Here is a 19,666-nt window from a genome sequence, read left to right on the forward strand (position 1 = left end):
CGGCGCGTATGCGACGAACCTTAGGGGATGTTTTGGTCGGGCGCTGCCCCGGGTAGCCCGTCGCGACCAGGATCTGACCGAAGGGTGGAGGCCGCAACCCCCTCAGCAGCGGAATTTCCGGCTCCCGCCCTGATGGCGACGTCAACGGTCCGCTGCTCCTGACGGCGGGCACCGCGGAGACGAACGAGTACGACGGTGAAGGGGTTCGGGCGGTTGGCCAGCCTCGTTCGACGTACGGTCACCGACCGGTCGCCGCCGGCAACCCCACCCGTCGTCACGTCTCAACGGCTTCCCACCCACCCTGATCGGGCCAGCAGCATTCCGGCCGGTTCTCTACAGTGACGTCCGGGCGCCGCCCGGCCGTACGGCCGACGTGATCGATTGGCATCCGCGCCGCGAAATCTCCTCAAGGAGCCTCCTTGCCCCGAACGAACTTCCGTCGCCGTTCCGCCACGTGCGCCACACTGCTTGCGGTCGGCGCGACCACCGTCTTCGGTGGCGCGGGCGTGGCGAACGCCAGCCACAGCGCCACGAACAGTTTGCTGACCGCCAGCGACGGCACCGCGTACATCACCATGAACAACGGAGTGCGCCTGCAGGCAGAGGGTTACACCGTCACCGACGCCGCCTGGTCGCCAGACGGCAGCCGGGCTGTCTTCGTCACCGACGACGGGGACATCGCGACCATCCGGTGGAACGACGGTTCGAGCATCTACTCCATCGCCAACCCCGACCCCGGCTCGCAGCGGGCCAACCCGGAGTGGGTCGGCAACGGCAGCAGCGTGGTGTGGGCCGCGAAGTCCGCCGGCAGCCCGTGGCGTATCGAGCAGAGCGTCAGCGCGTACGGCTCGGACATCACCACCCGCTCCCCGAACGACGGCCGCCACTACCTCGACCCCGACACCGGCGACGGGCAGCGGATCGTCGTGCAGCGACAGGCCGACGACGGTAACGGCAACCCGACCGGGACGCCCGAGATCGGTTTCCTGGACGGCAGCACCTGGACCCGGATCACCACCGACGCGGCCAGCCCGACGCTCTCCCCAGACGGCAAGCGGGTCGCCTTCGTCCGCAGCGGCCAGATCTGGTCCTCGGATCTCACCGGCGGCGACCTGGTCCAGGTGACCTACACCGCGGGTGAGCGCGACGACCCGGCCTGGTCCCCGGACGGCGGCATCATCGCCTTCCGGCAGGGCAGCCAGGTGGCCTGGGCGGCGGCGGACGGCAGCTGGACCGGCGTACCCAACGTCGTCAGCGGGCTCTCCGGCATGCCGGAGTGCCAGCCGCGCAACCAGAACCGGGTGGTCCGGCTGTCCGGTGCCGACCGGTACGGCACCACCAGCGCCATCTCGCAGTCGCACTGGGCGAGCGCCAACAGCACCACGGACCAGCGGGCTCGCGCCCAGGCCGTCGTGCTGTCCCGTTCGGACACCTTCGCCGACGCCCTCGGCGGATCCGCCCTCGCCGCCGCCAAGCAGGGCCCGCTGCTGATGACCCCGCCGACCGCATTGCAGCCGGCGATCGCGACCGAGATGCGACGGGTGCTGGCCCCCGGCGGGACCGTCTACCTGCTCGGCAGTGCCGGCGCCCTCTCCACCACCGTGGAGCAGCAGGTGAAGGCGCTCGGTTTCACCACCGTACGGATCGCCGGGGCGGACCGCTTCGGCACCTCGGTCGCCATCGCCAACGCCGTCGACCCGGCACCGGACATGGTCCTCGCGGCCACCGGGATGAACTTCCCGGACGCTCTCGCGGCTGGCGCCGCCGCCGGCGCCCAGAACCTGCCCGGCAAGGGCAGCTCCGCCGTCGTCGTCCTCACCAACGACGACAAGCTTCCCCCGGCCACCAAGACCTACCTCGACGGGCTGTCGGCCGACTCGGCCGTCGTCGGTGTCGGTCTCCAGGGCGCCACCGCGACGGAGCCCTACGGCGCCATCCCGCTCTACGGGGACAGCCGCTTCGAGACGGCGCTGCTGACCGCGTGGGCCTTCTTCGGCGGAGAGAACCACGTCGGCGTGGCCACCGGTATGAACTGGCCGGACGCGCTGGCCGGAGGCGCCCTGATGGCCTCGCTCGACGGCCCGCTGATCCTGGCCCCCGGCACCGCGGACAGCCTCGGTCCCGAGGTCGAGGAGCTGGCCACCGAGTTCAGCGGCTCCCTTCACACGGGACTGGTTTTCGGCTCCGCCGCGGTGGTCAACGACGTCCAGGCCGACGGCCTCGGTAGGTTCCTGAGCGGGCCGGCCGGTTACGTCGCCACCGCCAACGCCACCGACGTCGGGCTGCCCACGGCCGGTACGACCGCGCAGCGGACGACGGCGGCCCCGGCACCGGAGCTCCGTACCGCCGCCGACGTGGCGGACGCCGCCAAGGCGGCGCAGCGGCGCCTCGCCGAGTAGCACGCGACGCAGCAGAAGGGGGCCCGGCCGTCCGCCGGGCCCCCTTCTGCTGTGGGGACGTGGTGCGGAGGGTGGAGGAAAGCCATCCACGACTCATCCCAGGCCGCGTTGATCTACCAGCACGTCACCTGCACGAGGCGGTACGCGCGGACCGGAAGAAGTCGAAGAAGTCAGCCGGCAAAGGCAAGCCCAAGGACAAGGCCGGCAAGAGGGGCAAGGAGCGTGGGGAAGGGTGGGGCTAGGTGCTCGGCGGCGGCTCGGTCCATGGCGTGGACCGCATCTGGATCGGCTGATAGGCCAAGGCTCGGTCAACCACCTCGGCAGCCGTCAACTCGGGGTCCGTCCAGAAGATCAGGCCGGAGACCCTGCCGTCCGGGCAGACGAGGTCTCGCTCAAGTTGGTCCAGCCACCCGTCCGCCTCAGCGTCGTTTGCGTAGTCGCCCCTCATGATCCGCTCCACGAGGGCAATCGCCTCGTCTCGGGTCAGTTTCGCTGCCAGGTCGCTCACCTCAGACCGCACGCTGATGGCACGCCAATGGCACGGGCAACGGCCGCAGCCTGGGAAACGTCGAAGGCCCTGGCTGGGACTTGCGTCCTGACCACGGCCTTTCGCGTGGAGCGGGTGACGGGAATCGAACCCGCACTGTCAGCTTGGGAATCGGATTGATCCACTGTTCTGGGTGGCCCTAGCCAACAGCCAGTGAAGCAGCGAGGCGCCGGTCCAGCCGTGTTACGGACCGCCGTTGGCCGATGTTGACCGCTTTATCGGGCACGTATCGGGCACGAAGCTGGGAGGAATTGAGGCTGAGACCCCAAGCTGCACGCTGGCCATGCTCCGACCGCTGCTCGCACCTGGTGAGCTGGCCAACGGCCGTCGGCATTGGTCGTTGTTGGTCGCCATTGGCTAACCTTCGACGGCCCGGCGACGGCCAGGGACGTGCAGGGAGACGGAATGTTCGAGGTAGCAGGACCCGTAGCGACTGATGCCGGCATGCAGGTGCTCTGGAACCCCGAGCGCTTCGCCTCCGTCGTCGACTACGACTCATGGGAAGACTCGTTGCTTGAAGATGAGGACATCCTCCAGCACGTCCTGGCCGGCATGCTCGTGCCGATCAACCTGGGGGACTCAGCGTTCCAGTTCGTGGTCCGTGTTGGCGGCTCCGACCAGATCGCGGACCTGACAGAGCGCGAGCAGGCGCGACTGCTCGTCACATCGGATCCCTACCTCATCACCTCAGCCGGAGCGCTCTACCTGAGCGGACTGGAAAACGTGTCAGCAAACCCCGACAACCGAGCCCTCCACGTGGCGGCACCCGCTGGCCGTTACGCGGTGACCGTCAACCTCATCGACTGGGAGAGCGAGCCAGGATCACGGACACCGACTGGAGATCCATCACCACACGCGTTGCCGGACTTCGTCCTCCTATTGAAACCGCCCACTAGGCCCGAACCGGCCTTCCGTCAAAGCTTGCAGACGCTCCCTCCACCGCCGGAAGTTTCGGCCTGAAGCCGCGCGTCACAAATCGATATGCGTGTGGTCGCCGCGGCCATCGATCACCCCGCTGCCAATGCCGCTGGTGGCCCTTGTTTGACTGCTGGTTCGGGCACGTATCGGGAGTGGCGACCGCTTCGTCCCGAAGGAATGATCGCTATCGGCTGAGCTGGACCATCAAGCGGGCTGAGCTGCTGGAACACTCCGTGGGTGTCCGTCTAAGTCCGCTGCCGTCCACACCCGGCGTCACTCGGTTCGTCACACCCATCAGGCAGGCTGGCTGTACTGACTAAAGCCAGTGCAGCATCGGCCTCGCAAACCTGGAGGGAACCGTGGCGGTCACCGCCGATGATCTCGACGCAGCATTGTCCAGCGTTGTTGCCAGCCTACGACCAGCGACCGGCCTGGACTGGTTCGCGCGGGCAGGCAGCCTGGAGTGGGACTGCTGGCACACCGCCGAGCACATCGGTGATTGCCTTATGTCGTTCGCGGGCCAACTCGTGGCCCGGCCGGAGAAGCGGTATGTGCGCTTCATGGCAAACGCCGACAAGGACGCTTCCCCGGAACAGGTACTGGAGTTCGCCGAGGCGGGTGGCCGTATTTTGGCAGCCACGGTACGCACGTCCGGAGCGGATATTCGGGCCTACCACCCCACCGGTCAAGCCGATCCGGAAGGCTTCGCCGCCATGGGGTGCGTGGAGACGTTGCTGCACGGCGACGACATCGCGCAGGGCCTCGGTCTCGCCATCGATCCACCACGTGACGTGTGCACCCGGGTACTCGCTCGGTTGTTTCCGGAAGCGGCGCAGGAGCTGGCCAGGGTGGATCCGTGGGCGGCACTGCGGTGGTCCACGGGCCGGATCGAGCTGCCAGGACGACCCCAGCTGAAGGAATGGCGTTGGCGCGGTGCTCCGCTGGGCGAATGACCCCATGAGACGCGATGCCATCCCGTATGCCGCCGACCCGCCCTCTGGGGAGCGGGCCGCCGCCCGGCCCGCCATGTCAAGCGGACCTTGACGGCTCGTACGGACGCTGGCGGGTCGGGCGGTGGTCTGCTCGGCTCGCCCGGGTCGGTGGCAGGCGCGATGGCCTACCGCAACCACCCACGAACCCGGTGGCTGCCGGCGATCTTCGGCCATCCTGGAGCCGTTGCGCCCCCGCCGGAGGCGCCCTAACCGCAACTCCGCGACCGCCGCCAGCTCGCCGACGCGGCCGGCTTGCGCTCCCCTACGCCGCGCGGGTCCTGGCCACGCGGCCCAGCCGGCTGCCGGCCCCACCACCACCGGTCAACGCTGCTGCTGTCGTTCTGCGACGGCCCTCCGGGCTCCCCGCTCTCCGCGCCAGCCGCCGGGCGTCAGGCGTGACGGCCGCAGAGCGCCAGCGGCAGCGGCCGGCGCGCGCCCAGGCGGCGGCGCGTGCGGCCCGTTTCGGGCCGCCTTGAAGACGTACAGAAACTTTGAACCACATCGCCGGCAGCCGGCTGTCGTAGCCCGCTTGATGGGTGACAGATTGGTTCCGCATGATGCGCGACACTCCCGCCGATCGTGACGTTGACGGGGAGAGTGGCGCTCGGGGTCTTGTCACGTGTTGCTGGGGCGGTGGGGACCTGGTGGGGAGATGGGTGCGGGGTGCCGTCGTACGCGAATGTTGTCGGCGATGACGATGCCGGTGAGGACTGCGCCGGCAGCGAAGCCGTTGATGAGCGGTGGCAGGAGCAGCATCGGCGGCAGGAGGCATGCGAGGGCGAGCAGCCCGATGACGCGGCTTCTGGAGACGCTGCTGAAGACCAGGTACTGCAGGAGGGTCCGACCGGCGAGGAACAGCGCGGTACCGCCGAGGATGGTGACGGTCGCGGTCGCGCGTGGATGGCCGAGCGGGTCGTCGATGACCAGTTCGGCGCCGACCGACGCGGTGACGAGGCTGGCGATCATGACCAGGTGTGCGTAGCCCGCCAGGGTGCCGAGCCGGTCGGGGTTGGCGGAGGCCTGGATTGCTGGCCCGATGTCTTCTCCGGCGCGGAAGATGTAGATCCGCCAGATCAATGCTGTGACGGCGAATGTCATCATGAACGCCACGGTTCGGTCGGCAGCAAAGCCGCGATCGGTGAGGCTCGATCCGAGGGCCAGGATCACCTCGCCGAGGCCGATGACGAACATCGCCCGGTAGCGGTCGGCCAGGTACTCGCCGCCGACCGGCAAGTCCCCACCGCCCAGGCGCCTGAGTCCTGGCAGGGGGTAGCTGAACCACCATGCGACGTGGATGAGGGCAACCGCGAGCGTCCACAGCGCCGTACGTGTTGTGCCTGAGGCGACCGCCCCGGCCAGCCAGGGCACCGCGGTGGCGGCGTGCCAGATCGCCGACCGTGCGGCAACATGTTGCACCTCCTGGCCCCGCAACAGGACCACGAGGAACAGATCGCGGCCGATCTGGATGGCAAGGTAGGTGACCGCGAAGACCAGGCCGGTCTTGCCGAACGCTTCGGGGACCGCCGCGGAGAGCACCAGGGCACCCACCATGGTGGCGAGGACCAGCAGTTGTACCGGCGGCCGCCGCGGGTTCAACTGTCCGGTCACCCGCGCGGTGAGGGTCCACACCCATGCGATGGCCACCAGCAGGACCAGTGCCTGGAACGCGCCGGACCAGGTCAGGTTGTTGAACAGCTGCTGGGCGAGCGCGCGGAGCGCGAAGACGAACACGACATCGAAGAACAGCTCCAGGAACGACGCTCGCGCGACGTCCTCGAGCTTGCGAAGCAGTCCGCTTGTGCCACTCGTCGTCACCGGACCGTCCGCTCCTACCGATCTTGGTTCGGTATTAGCGTATCCGTCCGCTTTTGCTTATGTGGCCAAGTCCCGAGCTCTCCCTCAAGATCGTTTAGCCGGCATGGTTACGGATCATGTGACATCGATCCGTAACGCATCAACTGAAGCCTGGCATCGCCGGCAGCCGGCCTGTCGTGCTCCGCTTGATGGGTGAGGGATTGGTTCCACTTGATGCGCGACATTCCCGCCGATCGTGATGTTGACGGGGAGAGTGGCGCTCGCCGGTGCTGGTCACGTGTTGCTGGGGCGGTGGAGGCCTGGTGGGGAGATCGTTTGGGGGTGTCGTCGTGCACGAATGTTGTCGGCGATGACGATGCCGGTGAGGACTGTGGCGGTAACGATGGCGTTGACGAGCGGTGGCAGGAGCAGCATCGGCGGCAGGAGGCATGCGAGCGCGACCAGCCCGATGACGCGGCTTCTCCAGATGCTGCCGAATACCAGGTATTGCAGGAGGGTCCGACCGGCGAGGAACAGCGCGGTACCGCCGAGGATGGTGACGGTCGTGGCCGCGCGCGGATGGCCGAAACGGGTCGTCGATGACCAGTTCGGCGGTGACCGAGGCGACGACGAGGCCGGCGATCATGACCAGGTGTGCGTAGGCCACCAGGATGCCGAGCCGGTCGGGGTTGGCGGAGGCCTGGATGGCCGGCCCCATGTCTTGTCCGGCGCGGAAGATGTAAATCCGCCAGATCAACGCCGTGCCGGCGAATGCCACCACGAACGCCACGGTCTGGTCGGTAGCAAAGCCGCGACCGGTGAGGCTCGATCCGATCGCCAGCACCACCTCGCCGAGGGCGATGACGAACAGTGCCCGGTAGCGGTCGGCCATGTACTCGCCGGCGGGCGGCATCTGCGCACCGGCCAGGCGCCTGAGTCCTGGCAGGGGGTAGCTGAACCACCATGCGGCGTGGATGAGGGCAACCGCGAGTGTCCACAGCGCCGTACGTACTGTGCTCGAGGCGACCGCCCCGGCCAGCCAGAGCACTGCGGTGGCGGCGTGCCAGATCGCCGCCCGTCCAGCAACATGTTGCAGCTCCTGGCCTCGCAACAGGACCATGAGGAACAGATCGCGGCCGATCTGGATGGCAAGGTAGGTGACCGCGAAGATCAGGCCGGTCTTGCCGAACGCTTGGGGGACCGCCGCGGAGAGCACCAGGGCACCCACCATGGTGGCGAGGACCAGCGCTTGTACCGGCGGCCGCCGCGGGTTCAACTGTCCGGTCACTCGCGCGGTTTGGGTCCACACCCATGCGATGGCCACCAGCAGGACCAGTGCCTGGAACGCGCCGGACCAGGTCAGGTTGTTGAACAGCTGCTGGGCGAGCGCGCGGAGCGCGAAGACGAACACGACATCGAAGAACAGCTCCAGGAACGACGCTCGCGCGACGTCCTCGAGCTTGCGAAGCAGTCCGCTTGTGCCACTCGTCGTCACCGGCCACCGGTTAGCCCCGCGGTGAGGGACCACACCCATCCGATGGCCAGCAGCACGGCCGCTCCTCGTGTTCTTCGCTTCACCGGCAACCGGCCGGCCTCACCTCGGCGGTTGCGTCGTCCCAATCCACCAGCGTGCCACCAGCTCTTTCACCACGTGGCGATCGTACAAGCGTTCGATGCTATCGCGGTGGTCAGCGTCCGATACGCACCTGCTCCGATCGGGTCCACTGGTACATCCGATGGTCACGGTGGAACTCAAGGAGACCAAGGTGATGGAGAGTCACCACGACGGGCTCTGCCTCAACCTGGGACAGCGTTGCTGCGATGGGTTCCGCGGATTGGGCCGCGTTGGAGTAGGCGAGGCTCACGTGCGGCCGATAGCCCTGGACGTGCTCGGGCGCCAACTCGACGTTGTCCGCGCCCAGGACGTGGCCGATCACCTCCCTCACGGCGTGGCGTACCGCCGTGAGGGGGGCCGGCGGTTCGGCTGGCAGGTAGACAGCCTCCGGGCGGACGACAGGGCGGTGGAACGCAACGACAGGTGCGGGCAGCTCCGCAAGCCTCTCGCGGATTGCGGGCTCCAATCGAGCGACCTGCTCGTCGTCCAGGTCGTCGACGAAGCCGATTCCCTGCATCGTTAGGTGAAGCCAGGTGGAGGGGATGAGGTCGAGACCGGGAAACGGTCGTAGCGCCTCCTGGTAGCGCCGCACCAGTTTCACCAGCTCGGGATACTCACCCATCGTGAAGTGGCAGGCGTAGAAGTGGCGGCCTGCCCGCCAGCCCGGCCGCCACCACCAGTGGTCCTGCATCTCGTCGACGTGCTCGATCGGAGCGGGCATCTTTTCCCTTACCTAGATGTCCGAGAGGCCCTCGGCGTCCCCTCGATCTCTACCGCTGGCTGCACCGCAAGTACATCGAACCCACGTTGCGTGATCGCCTGTTGAGCGACATCACGCCCGGCATCGTCCGCGCATGGCGAGCCGATCTCCTGGCAGAAGGCGTCAGCCCGACGATGGTCGCCAAGGCGTACCGTCTGCTGCGCGCTGCTCTCAACACCGCCGTTGATGACGAACTCATCCGGCGCAACCCTTGCCGGATCAAGGGTGCCGGCATTGAGCGCGCGGCTGAGCGACCTACCGCCACGGTGGCCCAGGTCTTCCAGCTCGCCGACATCGTGCCCGGCCGGTTCCGCGCCCTGATCCTGCTCGCCGCCTTCGCGAGCCTCCGCTACGGCGAACTGGCCGCCCTTCGTCGCCGCGACTTCGACCTCCGCTGTCGGACCCTCACCGTCCGCGCGACCCTGGTCGAGCGCTCAGACGGAAGCCTCACCTTCGGACCGCCCAAGACCGATGCCGGCATCCGGACCGTCACCATTCCCGACGCGATCCGCCGCGACGTCCGCGCACACCTGGACGACTTCGTCGACGAGGACCAGGACGCGCTCGTCTTCACCGGCGCGAAGGGTGCCGTCCTGCGCCGCTCCAACTTCCAGACCGCCTGCAAGTGGCGCGAGTCCGTGGCTGCGGCCGGTCTGCCCGACTTCCACTTCCACGACCTGCGGCACACCGGCAACACCCTGGCGTCCCGGACCGGCGCGAGCCTGGCCGAACTGATGGCCCGGATGGGCCACGCCTCGACCCGGGCCGCGATGATCTACCAGCACACCGCCCGGGAGCGCGACGAGCACATCGCTGACGCGCTCAGCTCGCAGATCAAGCAGAGCAGGGATCGGGCACGTAACGGGCACGGCCAGCGCAAGAAGTGGGTAGCAACGAACGAGGCCCCAGCCAGGAAACCTGTCCTGAGCTGGGGCCTCACGCTGGAGCGGGTGACGGGAATCGAACCCGCACTGTCAGCTTGGGAAGCTGATGTTCTGCCATTGAACTACACCCGCAGGCGGCACCACTGTACCTGAGGTCACCGCGCCCGTGCATCCAGGTACCCCCGGCGTGCCCACCGCGGCCCCCGCCGCCAGCGAAACCACCCCCACACGACCTTGAAATCACCGACCTGCACGGACGCAGCAGAAAGTTTCCCTGCGGCAACATTCGCCCGTTCTCAAATCCGTCGATCGGTTGTAACGTCACCCGCACGTTCTCAGCCACGGCGCGACATACCCCCTGTCGTGCCGCCAGAAAGAGGTGGGCCCATGGGACTTCGTCCCAACCTGCTGACCCGGCGTACCGCCGGCGTCGCTTCGACGACCCTCGCGCTGCTGCTCAGCACCGCTGCGGTGGGCGTCGTTCCCGCTGCTTCGGCCTTCTCGGCCGCCCCCGGCGCGTCCTGCGCCGAGCCGACCGACGTCCACTCGGACGCGCGGGTCAAGAAGGGCGGCAGCGCGAAGCTGGACCCGAATGAGCTGACCGCCAAGCAGGTCCGTGACCGCGAGGCCGACCTCGCCGCCGCGCTGCGCGAGCGGGCGAACTTCCGGGCCGGCGCCGGAGCCACCACCCTGGCGACTGTCAGCATTCCGGTCGTCGTGCACGTCATCCAGCGCGACACCACCCGGGCCGGCGGCAACATCCCCGACTCGCTGGTCACCGCGCAGATCAACGTGCTCAACCAGGCCTACAGCGGCGCCACCGGCGGCGCGCCGACCGCCTTCGGCTTCCAGCTGCAGAAGGTCCACCACGTGACCAACGCCGCCTGGTACCCGATCGTGCAGGGCTCGACCGCCGAGCGGCAGATGAAGACCTCGCTGCGCGAGGGCGGCAAGAACACGCTGAACCTCTACCTGGGCGAGCTCAGCAACGACCTGCTGGGCTGGGCGACCTTCCCGAAGCGCAAGCTGGACAGCATGGACGGCGTGGTCGCGCTGAGCGAGTCGCTGCCGGGTGGCACCGCCACCAACTACAACCAGGGCGACACCGGCACCCACGAGGTCGGCCACTGGCTGAACCTCTACCACACCTTCCAGGGCGGCTGCTCCGGCTCGGGCGACAGCGTGAGCGACACCCCGGCGGAGGCGTCGCCGGCGTTCCAGTGCCCGACCGGGCGGGACACCTGCACCGCGACCGGCCTGGACCCGATCACCAACTTCATGGACTACACCTACGACTCGTGCATGTACCAGTTCACCGCTGGTCAGGCGAGCCGCATGCTGACCGCGTGGAACGCCTACCGCGCGGCGTAACGCCCCAGCAGACGCCGGTGCCGGCTCCGTCTCACGACGGGGCCGGCACCGCCGTCTCCGGAGGGCCTCTGCCGGGGTCAGGCCGCCGTACGGCGGGTGTCGAAGCCGTGCCGCCCGCGCCGGGCCGGCCGCTGGTCGGGTACGCCTGCGGCGTCGCCGGCCGGGTGCGCCGCCCGCGGGTCGAGCCAGACCTGGACGGCCGGCTGCCCGCCGCCGCGGCTCGTCACGTCGCCCTGCCCACGACGGGTGAGCATGGCGACGTCGATGGTGAACTCGAAGAGCCGCCAGTCGACCTGCGGCGCGGCCCGGCCGATCTCGGCGACCCGGGCCACCCGGGCCTGGTCGGTCACCGGACGGGCGCGGCCCGCCACGTACGCCTCGTCGTCGCTCTCCTCGGGCGGGAAGGAGTGCAGCGCGTAGCGGCCGTCGCGTTCGAGGTCGCGGCGCTTCGGCGAGTCGATGACGAAGCAGAAGAGCCCCTCGTCGGTGATGACCGGCGAGACCGGGTGGACCCGGGGGCCGCCGTCGGCGCGGACCGTGGCGAGGTAGCCGAAGCCCGGCCCGTACTGCTGCAGGAGAAGGCGGATCTCGTCGGCGAGGCGGGGCTCGTCGGCGGCGAATTCGGACCAGGAAGCCATGCCGACATTCTATCGAACACACGTACGAACGCGCAGTCCGACACGCAGGTCACCCGTACCGGTCGCTATGGTGTTCCGATGCTGCTCTCCGACCGCGACCTGGTCTCCGAGATCAAGGCGGGCACGCTCGCGCTGGAGCCGTTCGAGCCCACGCTGGTGCAACCGTCCAGCATCGACGTACGCCTGGACAAGCTCTTCCGGGTCTTCAACAACCACCTCTACACGCACATCGACACGTCGGTCCAGCAGGACGACCTGACCTCGATGGTGGAGGTGCCGGAGGGCGAGCCGTTCGTGCTGCACCCGGGCGAGTTCGTGCTCGCCTCGACGCTCGAGGTGATCTCGCTGGGCGACCAGCTCGCGGGGCGCCTCGAAGGGAAGAGCTCACTGGGCCGGCTCGGGCTGCTCACCCACTCCACCGCCGGCTTCATCGATCCGGGCTTCTCCGGCCACGTCACGCTGGAGCTCTCCAACGTGGCGAACCTGCCGATCACCCTCTGGCCGGGGATGAAGATCGGGCAGCTGTGCATCTTCCGGCTCTCCTCGCCGGCCGAGCACCCGTACGGCTCCGCGGTCTACGGCTCCCGCTACCAGGGGCAGCGCGGTCCGACGCCGAGCCGGTCCTGGCAGAACTGGCGGACCTGGCCGACCCGCTGACGGTGGCAGGGGCCCCCACGCGGGAGCCCCTGCCGGTGGATCAGCCCGGTCGGCCGTAGCTGTTGATCTGGCCGTCGTCGACGCGTTTCATCGTGATCGGCTTGCCCGACTGGGAGGCGTGCACCACCCAGCCGCCGCCGACGTACATGGCGACGTGGTGCAGGTCGCTGTAGTAGAAGACCAGGTCTCCGGGGCGCAGCTCGCTCCGGCTCACCCGGCGGGTGACGTCGTGCTGCTGGCGGGCGTTGTGCGGCAGCGAGACCCCGGCCTTGGCCCAGGCCGCCATGGTCAGGCCGGAGCAGTCGAAGTGGTCCGGGCCGGCCGCGCCCCAGACGTAGATCTTGCCGATCTGGGCGCAGGCGAACTTGACCGCGACCCCGGCGGGGCCGCCCGGGTAGCCGGACGGGCACGGCGCGGGCCGCAGCGGGCCGCCGCCACCGCTGCCGTAGATCTTGAGCCGGAGCTTGTCCAGCTTGGCGATCTCGGCGTTGATCTGCTTCTTCTTCGCCGCAAGCTGGGCCTCGGTCCGGGCCAGCTGGGCGACCATCTCGTCCAGCGGCTTCTTCTTGGCGGCCAGCTGATCGCGCAGCTCGACGACGTTGCGCACCTGCTGCTGCTGGCGGTGGGCGAAGCGGTCGAGCAGTTCGAGGCCGGTGACCACGTCGCTCGTCGACCGGCTACCCAGCAGCGCGTTCACCGTTGAAAGGTTGTCGCCCTTGTACGCCTCGGCGGCGAGGCCGCCGACCTGGCCCATGGCGAGGTCCACCTGGAGCTGCAGCGGGGCGATCTGCTTGGCGAGCGCGTTCACCTGCTTCCGCTTGACGGCGAGGTCCTGGCGGGTGGCGTTGTGCTGCTCGATGATCGGTTCGAGCTTGTTCCAGTCCTGGTCGATCTGGCGCTCGATCTCGGCGACCGTCGGTTCGGCGTGCGCCGCCGTGGCGCCACCGGTCAGGATGACGGCGGTGCCGGCCAGGGCGGCGAGGGCGGTGGTGAAGCGGGACCAGCGTGGACGCGGCGCAGCCGTCATCCGGTCGACCGACCGGACCGACGGTCGCCGCGGGGCATGGTGTGCCACCGGGCTTCCGTACTCCTTCTTCGCTGACCGCCTACCGGGTTAGCTGACGGGTTCGGACGGGAAGGGAGCCGCCCTACCGCAGAGCTGCGGATTCACCCCCGGTACCTGGTTCCCCGGCTCGCCCGGAGGCGACTCGGCGGTGTCGGACAGTCACCACCCGGGTTGGACGATGCACATACCGGCCGACGATTGACCAGAGTAGAGAGCGCCGTTATCGATCCGCAACCCGCGACGCCGTGACACTCCGTACCGGAATTCCCGATGATCACGGCGGTGAAGGTTTCTTTCACTCAACATCATCGCGGGGAAAGGTATTGACCCGATGCCATGCGTGGGGCGAGGGTGAGCACGCAGTGACTTCCGCCCGATCTGGAGGTTCCATGCTCCGCTCACCAGTGCCGCCAAGCAGACGGGTTCTGCTCGCCACCGCCATGGCGGCGGCCACCCTTCTCCTCACCACCGGACCCGTCGCCGCCGAACCCGACGCCGGGCCCGCCGACACCACCGACCGCCAGCAGCAGTACGCCGCCGCCGCGGCCGAGTACGGCGTGCCGGGGAGCGTGCTGCTCGGCGTGTCGTACCTGGAATCCCGCTGGGACACCCACCCTGGCCAGCCCAGCACAAGCGGCGGCTACGGCCCGATGCACCTGACCGACGCCGAACAGGTCGCCAGCACGCCGTCCAGCGGGCACGTCGACGAGGACGAGGACCCCCGGGGGGACGAGTCCCGGCCCCTGGTCCTCGACCCCGCCACGGCGGCCGAACCGACCGGGGACCTCCTGCCGCAGGCGTCCCTGCAGACCCTCGACGCCGCCGCCGCGCTCACCGGCGCGGCCGAGGAGACGCTGCGCACCGACGCCGCCGCCAACATCCGCGGCGGGGCGGCGCTGCTCGCGTCGTACCAGAAGGAGCTGGGTGCGCCGGTCGGTGCCGGCAGCGACCCGGCGGCCTGGTACGGCGCGGTGGCCCGGTACTCCGGCGCGGACACCGAGGACGCCGCGGCGGCCTTCGCCGACGAGGTGTACGACCAGATCGGCCTCGGTGCCAGCCGGACCACCGACGACGGCCAGCGGGTCACTCTCGCCGCCCTGGCGGTGACGCCCGACGAGTCCGGGTTGCACCGGCTCGGGTTGCGCCGCGCCGAGCGGCCGGACGGCCTGGAATGCCCGGTCCGGCTCGCCTGCGAGTGGATCCCCGCGCCGTACGAGAAGTACGGCCCGAACCCGGGCGACTACGGCAACCACGACCTCGGCGACCGGCCCGCCCAGCAGAAGATCGAGTACATCGTCATCCACGACACCGAGGGCTACTTCGGCCCCAGCGTGAAGCTGGTGCAGGACAAGACCTACCTGGGCTGGCACTACACGCTGCGCTCGGTGGACGGCTACGTCGCCCAGCACATCAAGGCCAAGGACGTCGGCTGGCACGCCGGCAACTGGTACGTCAACGCCAAGTCCATCGGCATCGAGCACGAGGGCTTCGCCGGCCACGGCACCTGGTACACCGAGGCGATGTACCGGACCTCGGCCAAGTTGGTCCGCCACCTGGCGCTCCGGTTCCAGATCCCGCTGGACCGGCAGCACATCCTCGGCCACGACAACGTCCCCGGCACCACCGCCGGGACCGTGGCCGGGATGCACTGGGACCCGGGCCCGTACTGGGACTGGTCGCACTACTTCGACATGATGAAGGCGCCCTTCCACTCGACCGGCACGCCGCACACCGGCCTGGTCACCATCGACCCGGACTACGCCGGCAACCAGCCGGCGTTCATCGGCTGCAACCAGCAGCCGCCGGGCGTGCCGAAGCCGACGCCGCCGGCCGCGCCGTGCCCGCTGCGCGGCTCCTCCTCGGTCATCCTGCGCACCGCGCCGAGCGACACCGCCCCGCTGGTCAACGACCGCGGCCTGCGGCCGAACGGCACCCCGGACACCATGTACATCTCCGACCACGGCGCCCGCGCCTCGACCGGCCAGACGTACGCCCTCGCGGACGTCCAGGGTGACTGGACCGCGATCTGGTACCTCGGCCAGAAGGCCTGGTTCCTCAACCCGGCCTCCGCGCCGACGGCGAAGTGGGGGCAGGGCTTCGTGGTGACGCCCAAGCCGGGCAAGGCCACCATCCCGGTGTACGGCCGGGCCTACCCCGAGCGGGCGGCCTACCCGGCCACCATCCCGTACCAGACCATCTCGCCGCTGCAGTACACCTTCGCGGCGGGCCAGCGGTACGCGCTCGGCGGCGTCCTGCCGGGCGAGTACTACCGGGCGGTCTCCTTCGACGGCTCCGCCCCCGGCGACCGGACGGTGGTCCGGGGCGAGAACCGGTACGTGCAGATGCAGTTCGGCCACCGGGTGATGTTCGCGAACCTGGACGACGTGCTGATCCTGCCGGCCTCGGTGGGCGCGCCGAGTTAGCCGGCGCTCCACATGACGAAGGCCCCCGGTCGGCTGACCGGGGGCCTTCGTCGTCGGATCGGATCAGGTGACCCGGCGGTAGCCGGCCACCGGCTGTGTGCTGACCTGGCTCACCTGGACCGGCTTGCCGGTCCGCGGTGCGTGCACCATCAGCCCGTTGCCGAGGTAGAGGCCGACGTGATGCAGGTCGGAGCCGAAGAAGACCAGGTCACCAGGGCGGGCGTCGGACCGGGAGACCGCCCTGCCCTCGTTCCACTGCGCGCCGGTGAAGTGGGTCAGGTAGATCCCGGCCGCCTTGTAGGCGTACTGGGTGAGGCCCGAGCAGTCGAACGAGTTCGGGCCGGTGGCGCCCCAGACGTACGGGTCGCCGACCTGGGCGCAGGCCGTCTTGATCGCGATCCGCGCGGCGCTGCTCACCACGCCGTCGATGGCGGGGCAGCCCTCGACCCGCACCGAGGTCTTCGGCAGCATCGCGGTCAGCCGCTTGATCTCGGCGTCGATCTGCTTCTTCTTCGCGGCCATCTCGTTCTGCTGCTTGACCTGAGTGTCGATCAGCGCGTCCAGCTTCGCCTTCTGCGCCTTGTACTTGTCGCGGATGGCGAGCACGCCGGCGATCTGCTTGCGCTCCTGCGTGGCGAGCCGGTCGAGGATGGTGAGCTGCTCGGCGAGCGTCCCGGGCTTGGCGTCGACCAGCAGGGCGCCGATCTCCTGCGACGGGCCCTGCATGTAGTAGCGGGAGGCCAGGTCGCCGACCCGGTTCATGGCGAGCGTGGACTGCAGCTCCAGCGGGGCCATCTTCTTCTGCAGGTCCGCGGACTTCTTCTTGTTGACCTTCAGTTGGGCGCGGATCTTGTTGTAGCCCTCGATGGTGGGCTCCAGCTGCTCCCACTGCTTGTCGATCTGCGCGTCGATCTCGTCCACCGAAGGGGCCGCGTGCGCGGGCGCAGCGACGAGTCCGGCGCCGACCGCTACGGCCGCGACCAGGGTGAGCAGACGGTGTACGACCCGGCGGGCGCCGACCGGTCGGACGGGCGGCTGACTCCGGGCGTGACGATGAGGGGGCATGGTTGCCACCGGCACCGACTCCTTTGCGACCGACCGCCGGGCGCCTCGCGAGGGGGAAGATCGAGGCAGACGACCCACAGCGGTCGGTGCCCCACATTAGGGAAGCCGCGGAGTGATATCAAGGCGGCCATTTGGTCGATCACGTTTGCGCAACCGCTTGCACACCAAGGGTATTCATTCACTTGCCAACGATCGCTGTCAATACGTCGTCGAGGGTCACCACACCCAGCGGCCGGCCGCCGTCGCTCACCAGGACCATGTGCCGCCGCTCGCGCCGCATCGACAGCAGCAGGTCGCCCAGCGTACGGTCCGGCGGCACCACGGCCAGCGGCCGGTAGACCTCCGCCGGCACCGGGGCCCGGCGGCTCGCGCCGGCGTACCCCAGCACGTCCTTGACGTGCACGAAGCCGAGCACCCGGCGGGTGGACCGCTGGACCACCGGGAAGCGGGACCGGCCGGTGTGGGTGGCCAGCACCTCCAGCGACGCGGGTGAGACGTCCTCGGCCACCGTGGTCACCGTCGACCACGGCTGCAGCGCGTCGGCCGCCGTCCGGCTGTGCAGGGCGAGCGCGCCGGTGATCCGGGCGTGCTCCTCCGCGTCGAGCAGCCCCTCGGTACGCGCCTGGGAGACCAACCCGGCCAACTCCTCCGCCGTGAACACCGTCTTCACCGCGTCGGTCGCCTCGACCCGCCACAGCCGCAGCACCTGCCGGGCCGACCACTTCATCGCCAGCAGCAGCGGCTTGGTGGCCACGCAGAACGCCAGCATCGCCGGCCCCAGCCAGAGCGCCGACGGCTCCGGCCCGGCCAGGGTGATGTTCTTCGGCACCATCTCGCCGACCACGGTGTGCAGGAAGACCACCACCCCGAGGGCGATCACGAACGCCAACGGGTGCACCGCGCCGGCGGGCAGCCCGAGCGCCTCGAACGGCGACTCCAGCAGGTGCGCCAACGCCGGCTCGGCGATCGCGCCCAGCCCCAGCGAGCAGATGGTGATTCCGAGCTGCGCCCCGGCGATCATCAGCGGGATCTGGTTCATCGCCGACAACGCCCACCGGGCCCGCTTCGAGCCGGCGGCGAGCGGCTCGAGCACCGTCCGGCGGGAGGCGATCAGCGCGAACTCGCTGCCCACGAAGAAGGCGTTGCCGAGCAGCAGCAGCACGGCGACCAGCAGTTCAGTCATCGTCGTCGGGCTCCTCCGGGCGGAGCACCCGGACCTGCTCGATCCGGTGCCGCTCGACCTCGACGACGGTGAACTCGTACCCGCTCTCCTCGACCGTCTCGCCCGGCACCGGGATGTGGCCGAGCCGGGCCATCAGGAAGCCCGCCAGCGTCTCGTACGGGCCCTCGGGCAGCCGGAAGCCAGTCTGCTCGGCCAGCTCGTCCTCGCGGAGCACACCGTCCACCAGGACGGTCCGCTCGCCGCCCGGCACGGTCAGCTCGGCCGGCCCGAGGTCGTCCACCGCGTCCGGGTCGAACTCGTCGGCGATCTCCCCGACCAGCTCCTCGACCAGGTCCTCCACGGTCACCACGCCATCCGTGCCGCCGTACTCGTCGACCACGATGGCCAGGTCGGCGCCGGCCGCCTTCAGCGCGGCGAGGACGCCGTCCAGGTCCAGGCTCTCCGGGACGTACACCGGCTCCCGGGCCACCGCGGCGACGGTGGTGGACGCCCGGCGGTCCAGCGGCACGCCGAGCGCGTCCGGCACCCCGGCCACCCCGGTGACCAGGTCCAGGGTCTCCTCGAAGACCGGGAACCGGGTCCGCCCGGTCTGCTGGGAGAGGCTCAGCAGCTCGGCCACCGTGGCGGTGGCCCGCAAGGCGATCACGTCGACCCGCGGCGTCATCGCCTCGGCGGCCCGCTTGTCGCCGAAACGGATGGTCCGGCGCAGCAGCATCGCGGTGTCCGGCGGCAGCGCGCCGGCCCGGGCGGAGATCGCCGCGAGCAGTCCCAGTTCCTCGGGTGACCGGGCGCTGGCCAACTCCTCCTGCGGCTCCACGCCGAGCTGGCGGACCAGCCGGTTGGCGGCGTTGTTCAGCCCCCGGATCAGCCAGCCGAACGCCCGGGCGAAGCCGCGCATCGGCGCGGCGGTGGCCAGCGCGGTCGGCATCGGCCGGGCCAGCGCCAGGTTCTTCGGCACCAGCTCGCCGAAGAGCATCGAGATCAGCGTCGCCAGGGCCAGGGCGAGCAGCGGGCTGAACCGGTCGGCGCCGCCGACGGGTCGCAGCAGCGGGGTGAAGAGCCGGGCCAGGGCGGGTTCGGCCAGGTAGCCGGTGAGCAGCGCGGTGATGGTGATGCCGAGCTGCGCGCCGGAGAGCTGGAAGGAGAGCTCCCGCAGCGCCCGGCGTACGGTGACGGCCCGGGCGTCCCCCTCGCCGGCCCGCCGGTCGATCTCGGCGCGGTCGACGGTGACCAGGGCGAACTCGGCCGCCACGAAGAACGCGTTGCCGGCGGTCAGCAGCACGAAGCCGACCAGGGGCAACAGCGTGCCGAGCAACAGACCGTCGATGGGTGGGATTCTTACACGGGCCGCCGC

15 protein-coding genes, 1 tRNA gene, 1 pseudogene and 1 riboswitch are annotated in these 19,666 nt (G+C 69.7%); of the genes and pseudogenes, 7 read left to right on the forward strand and 10 right to left on the reverse strand.

Annotated features, from left to right (window positions below; all coding sequences use genetic code 11):
- The first annotated feature begins 419 nt into the window (after nt 1-419).
- Nucleotides 420-2,399: a cell wall-binding repeat-containing protein gene (locus tag GA0070613_RS08725; protein ID WP_157746302.1), complete on the forward strand. Its 1,980-nt coding sequence runs from the start codon at nt 420-422 to the stop codon at nt 2,397-2,399.
- A gap of 238 nt (nt 2,400-2,637) precedes the next feature.
- Here GA0070613_RS08725 and GA0070613_RS08730 read toward each other — a convergent pair whose 3' ends face one another.
- Nucleotides 2,638-2,907, reverse strand: a complete 270-nt coding sequence (locus tag GA0070613_RS08730) for an e9imm peptide (RefSeq protein ID WP_231929717.1) — start codon at nt 2,905-2,907, stop codon at nt 2,638-2,640.
- A 444-nt stretch (nt 2,908-3,351) separates the two neighbouring features.
- On the opposite strand from GA0070613_RS08730, the gene GA0070613_RS08735 reads away from it, so the two are divergent.
- Complete coding sequence (locus GA0070613_RS08735; protein ID WP_157746303.1) at nt 3,352-3,906, forward strand: hypothetical protein; 555 nt, start codon at nt 3,352-3,354, stop codon at nt 3,904-3,906.
- A 317-nt stretch (nt 3,907-4,223) separates the two neighbouring features.
- Nucleotides 4,224-4,817 (forward strand): maleylpyruvate isomerase mycothiol-dependent enzyme family protein, encoded by a 594-nt coding sequence (locus tag GA0070613_RS08740; protein WP_089011841.1) that lies wholly within the window; start codon nt 4,224-4,226, stop codon nt 4,815-4,817.
- Between the two features lie 654 nt (nt 4,818-5,471).
- On the opposite strand, the gene GA0070613_RS08745 is transcribed toward GA0070613_RS08740, so the two are convergent.
- From GA0070613_RS08745 to GA0070613_RS08755, 3 genes are all read right to left on the reverse strand, one after another.
- Entirely contained in the window at nt 5,472-6,671 is a 1,200-nt protein-coding gene (locus tag GA0070613_RS08745) for a low temperature requirement protein A (protein WP_089011842.1), read from the reverse strand.
- A 139-nt stretch (nt 6,672-6,810) separates the two neighbouring features.
- Nucleotides 6,811-8,145 (reverse strand): low temperature requirement protein A, encoded by a 1,335-nt coding sequence (locus GA0070613_RS08750; protein WP_172875774.1) that lies wholly within the window; start codon nt 8,143-8,145, stop codon nt 6,811-6,813.
- Nucleotides 8,146-8,338: 193 nt separating this feature from the next.
- Nucleotides 8,339-8,986, reverse strand: coding sequence for a 2'-5' RNA ligase family protein (locus GA0070613_RS08755; protein WP_089011844.1), 648 nt, complete (start codon nt 8,984-8,986; stop codon nt 8,339-8,341).
- A gap of 173 nt (nt 8,987-9,159) precedes the next feature.
- Between GA0070613_RS08755 and GA0070613_RS34350 the strand changes: the two are divergent.
- Nucleotides 9,160-9,762 (forward strand): annotated as a pseudogene (locus GA0070613_RS34350) (site-specific integrase); the annotation flags it as partial.
- A gap of 205 nt (nt 9,763-9,967) precedes the next feature.
- Here GA0070613_RS34350 and GA0070613_RS08765 read toward each other — a convergent pair.
- Nucleotides 9,968-10,041, reverse strand: a tRNA-Gly gene (locus GA0070613_RS08765).
- A gap of 255 nt (nt 10,042-10,296) precedes the next feature.
- Here GA0070613_RS08765 and GA0070613_RS08770 point away from each other — a divergent pair.
- Complete coding sequence (locus GA0070613_RS08770) at nt 10,297-11,280, forward strand: zinc metalloprotease (protein WP_089011845.1); 984 nt, start codon at nt 10,297-10,299, stop codon at nt 11,278-11,280.
- A 77-nt stretch (nt 11,281-11,357) separates the two neighbouring features.
- Here the strand turns inward: GA0070613_RS08770 and GA0070613_RS08775 are convergent, their stop codons facing one another.
- Nucleotides 11,358-11,918: a pyridoxamine 5'-phosphate oxidase family protein gene (locus GA0070613_RS08775; RefSeq protein WP_089011846.1), complete on the reverse strand. Its 561-nt coding sequence runs from the start codon at nt 11,916-11,918 to the stop codon at nt 11,358-11,360.
- A gap of 78 nt (nt 11,919-11,996) precedes the next feature.
- On the opposite strand from GA0070613_RS08775, the gene dcd reads away from it, so the two are divergent.
- A complete protein-coding gene (dcd, locus tag GA0070613_RS08780; RefSeq protein WP_089011847.1) occupies nt 11,997-12,575 on the forward strand; it encodes a dCTP deaminase in 579 nt (192 codons plus the stop codon).
- Nucleotides 12,576-12,615: 40 nt separating this feature from the next.
- Here dcd and GA0070613_RS08785 read toward each other — a convergent pair whose 3' ends face one another.
- Nucleotides 12,616-13,602, reverse strand: coding sequence for a C40 family peptidase (locus tag GA0070613_RS08785; RefSeq protein WP_231929719.1), 987 nt, complete (start codon nt 13,600-13,602; stop codon nt 12,616-12,618).
- A 61-nt stretch (nt 13,603-13,663) separates the two neighbouring features.
- Nucleotides 13,664-13,799, reverse strand: a riboswitch (cyclic di-AMP (ydaO/yuaA leader).
- Between the two features lie 231 nt (nt 13,800-14,030).
- Here GA0070613_RS08785 and GA0070613_RS08790 point away from each other — a divergent pair.
- Nucleotides 14,031-16,064 carry an N-acetylmuramoyl-L-alanine amidase gene (locus GA0070613_RS08790; RefSeq protein ID WP_089011849.1) on the forward strand — a complete coding sequence of 678 codons (2,034 nt, stop codon included), beginning with the start codon at nt 14,031-14,033 and terminating at the stop codon, nt 16,062-16,064.
- 63 nt (nt 16,065-16,127) lie between these two features.
- On the opposite strand, the gene GA0070613_RS08795 is transcribed toward GA0070613_RS08790, so the two are convergent.
- From GA0070613_RS08795 to GA0070613_RS08805, 3 genes are all read right to left on the reverse strand, one after another.
- Nucleotides 16,128-17,144: a C40 family peptidase gene (locus tag GA0070613_RS08795; protein ID WP_231929720.1), complete on the reverse strand. Its 1,017-nt coding sequence runs from the start codon at nt 17,142-17,144 to the stop codon at nt 16,128-16,130.
- A gap of 163 nt (nt 17,145-17,307) precedes the next feature.
- Nucleotides 17,308-18,312, reverse strand: a complete 1,005-nt coding sequence (locus GA0070613_RS08800; RefSeq protein ID WP_089011850.1) for a hemolysin family protein — start codon at nt 18,310-18,312, stop codon at nt 17,308-17,310.
- A complete protein-coding gene (locus GA0070613_RS08805; RefSeq protein WP_089015831.1) occupies nt 18,305-19,612 on the reverse strand; it encodes a hemolysin family protein in 1,308 nt (435 codons plus the stop codon). Before GA0070613_RS08805 ends, GA0070613_RS08800 begins: the two co-directional genes overlap by 8 nt.
- Nucleotides 19,613-19,666: the final 54 nt, after the last annotated feature.

The organism is Micromonospora inositola (genome assembly GCF_900090285.1).
GTDB lineage: Bacteria > Actinomycetota > Actinomycetes > Mycobacteriales > Micromonosporaceae > Micromonospora > Micromonospora inositola.

What these genes read in the sequence shown, in the direction of transcription:
- GA0070613_RS08785 (WP_231929719.1), bottom strand. Translation starts at nt 13,602, where the DNA reads ATGACGGCTGCGCCGCGTCCACGCTGGTCCCGCTTCACCACCGCCCTC.
- GA0070613_RS08790 (WP_089011849.1), top strand. Translation starts at nt 14,031, where the DNA reads ATGCTCCGCTCACCAGTGCCGCCAAGCAGACGGGTTCTGCTCGCCACC.
- GA0070613_RS08755 (WP_089011844.1), bottom strand. Translation starts at nt 8,986, where the DNA reads ATGCCCGCTCCGATCGAGCACGTCGACGAGATGCAGGACCACTGGTGG.
- GA0070613_RS08775 (WP_089011846.1), bottom strand. Translation starts at nt 11,918, where the DNA reads ATGGCTTCCTGGTCCGAATTCGCCGCCGACGAGCCCCGCCTCGCCGAC.
- dcd (WP_089011847.1), top strand. Translation starts at nt 11,997, where the DNA reads ATGCTGCTCTCCGACCGCGACCTGGTCTCCGAGATCAAGGCGGGCACG.
- GA0070613_RS08735 (WP_157746303.1), top strand. Translation starts at nt 3,352, where the DNA reads ATGTTCGAGGTAGCAGGACCCGTAGCGACTGATGCCGGCATGCAGGTG.
- GA0070613_RS08800 (WP_089011850.1), bottom strand. Translation starts at nt 18,312, where the DNA reads ATGACTGAACTGCTGGTCGCCGTGCTGCTGCTGCTCGGCAACGCCTTC.
- GA0070613_RS08770 (WP_089011845.1), top strand. Translation starts at nt 10,297, where the DNA reads ATGGGACTTCGTCCCAACCTGCTGACCCGGCGTACCGCCGGCGTCGCT.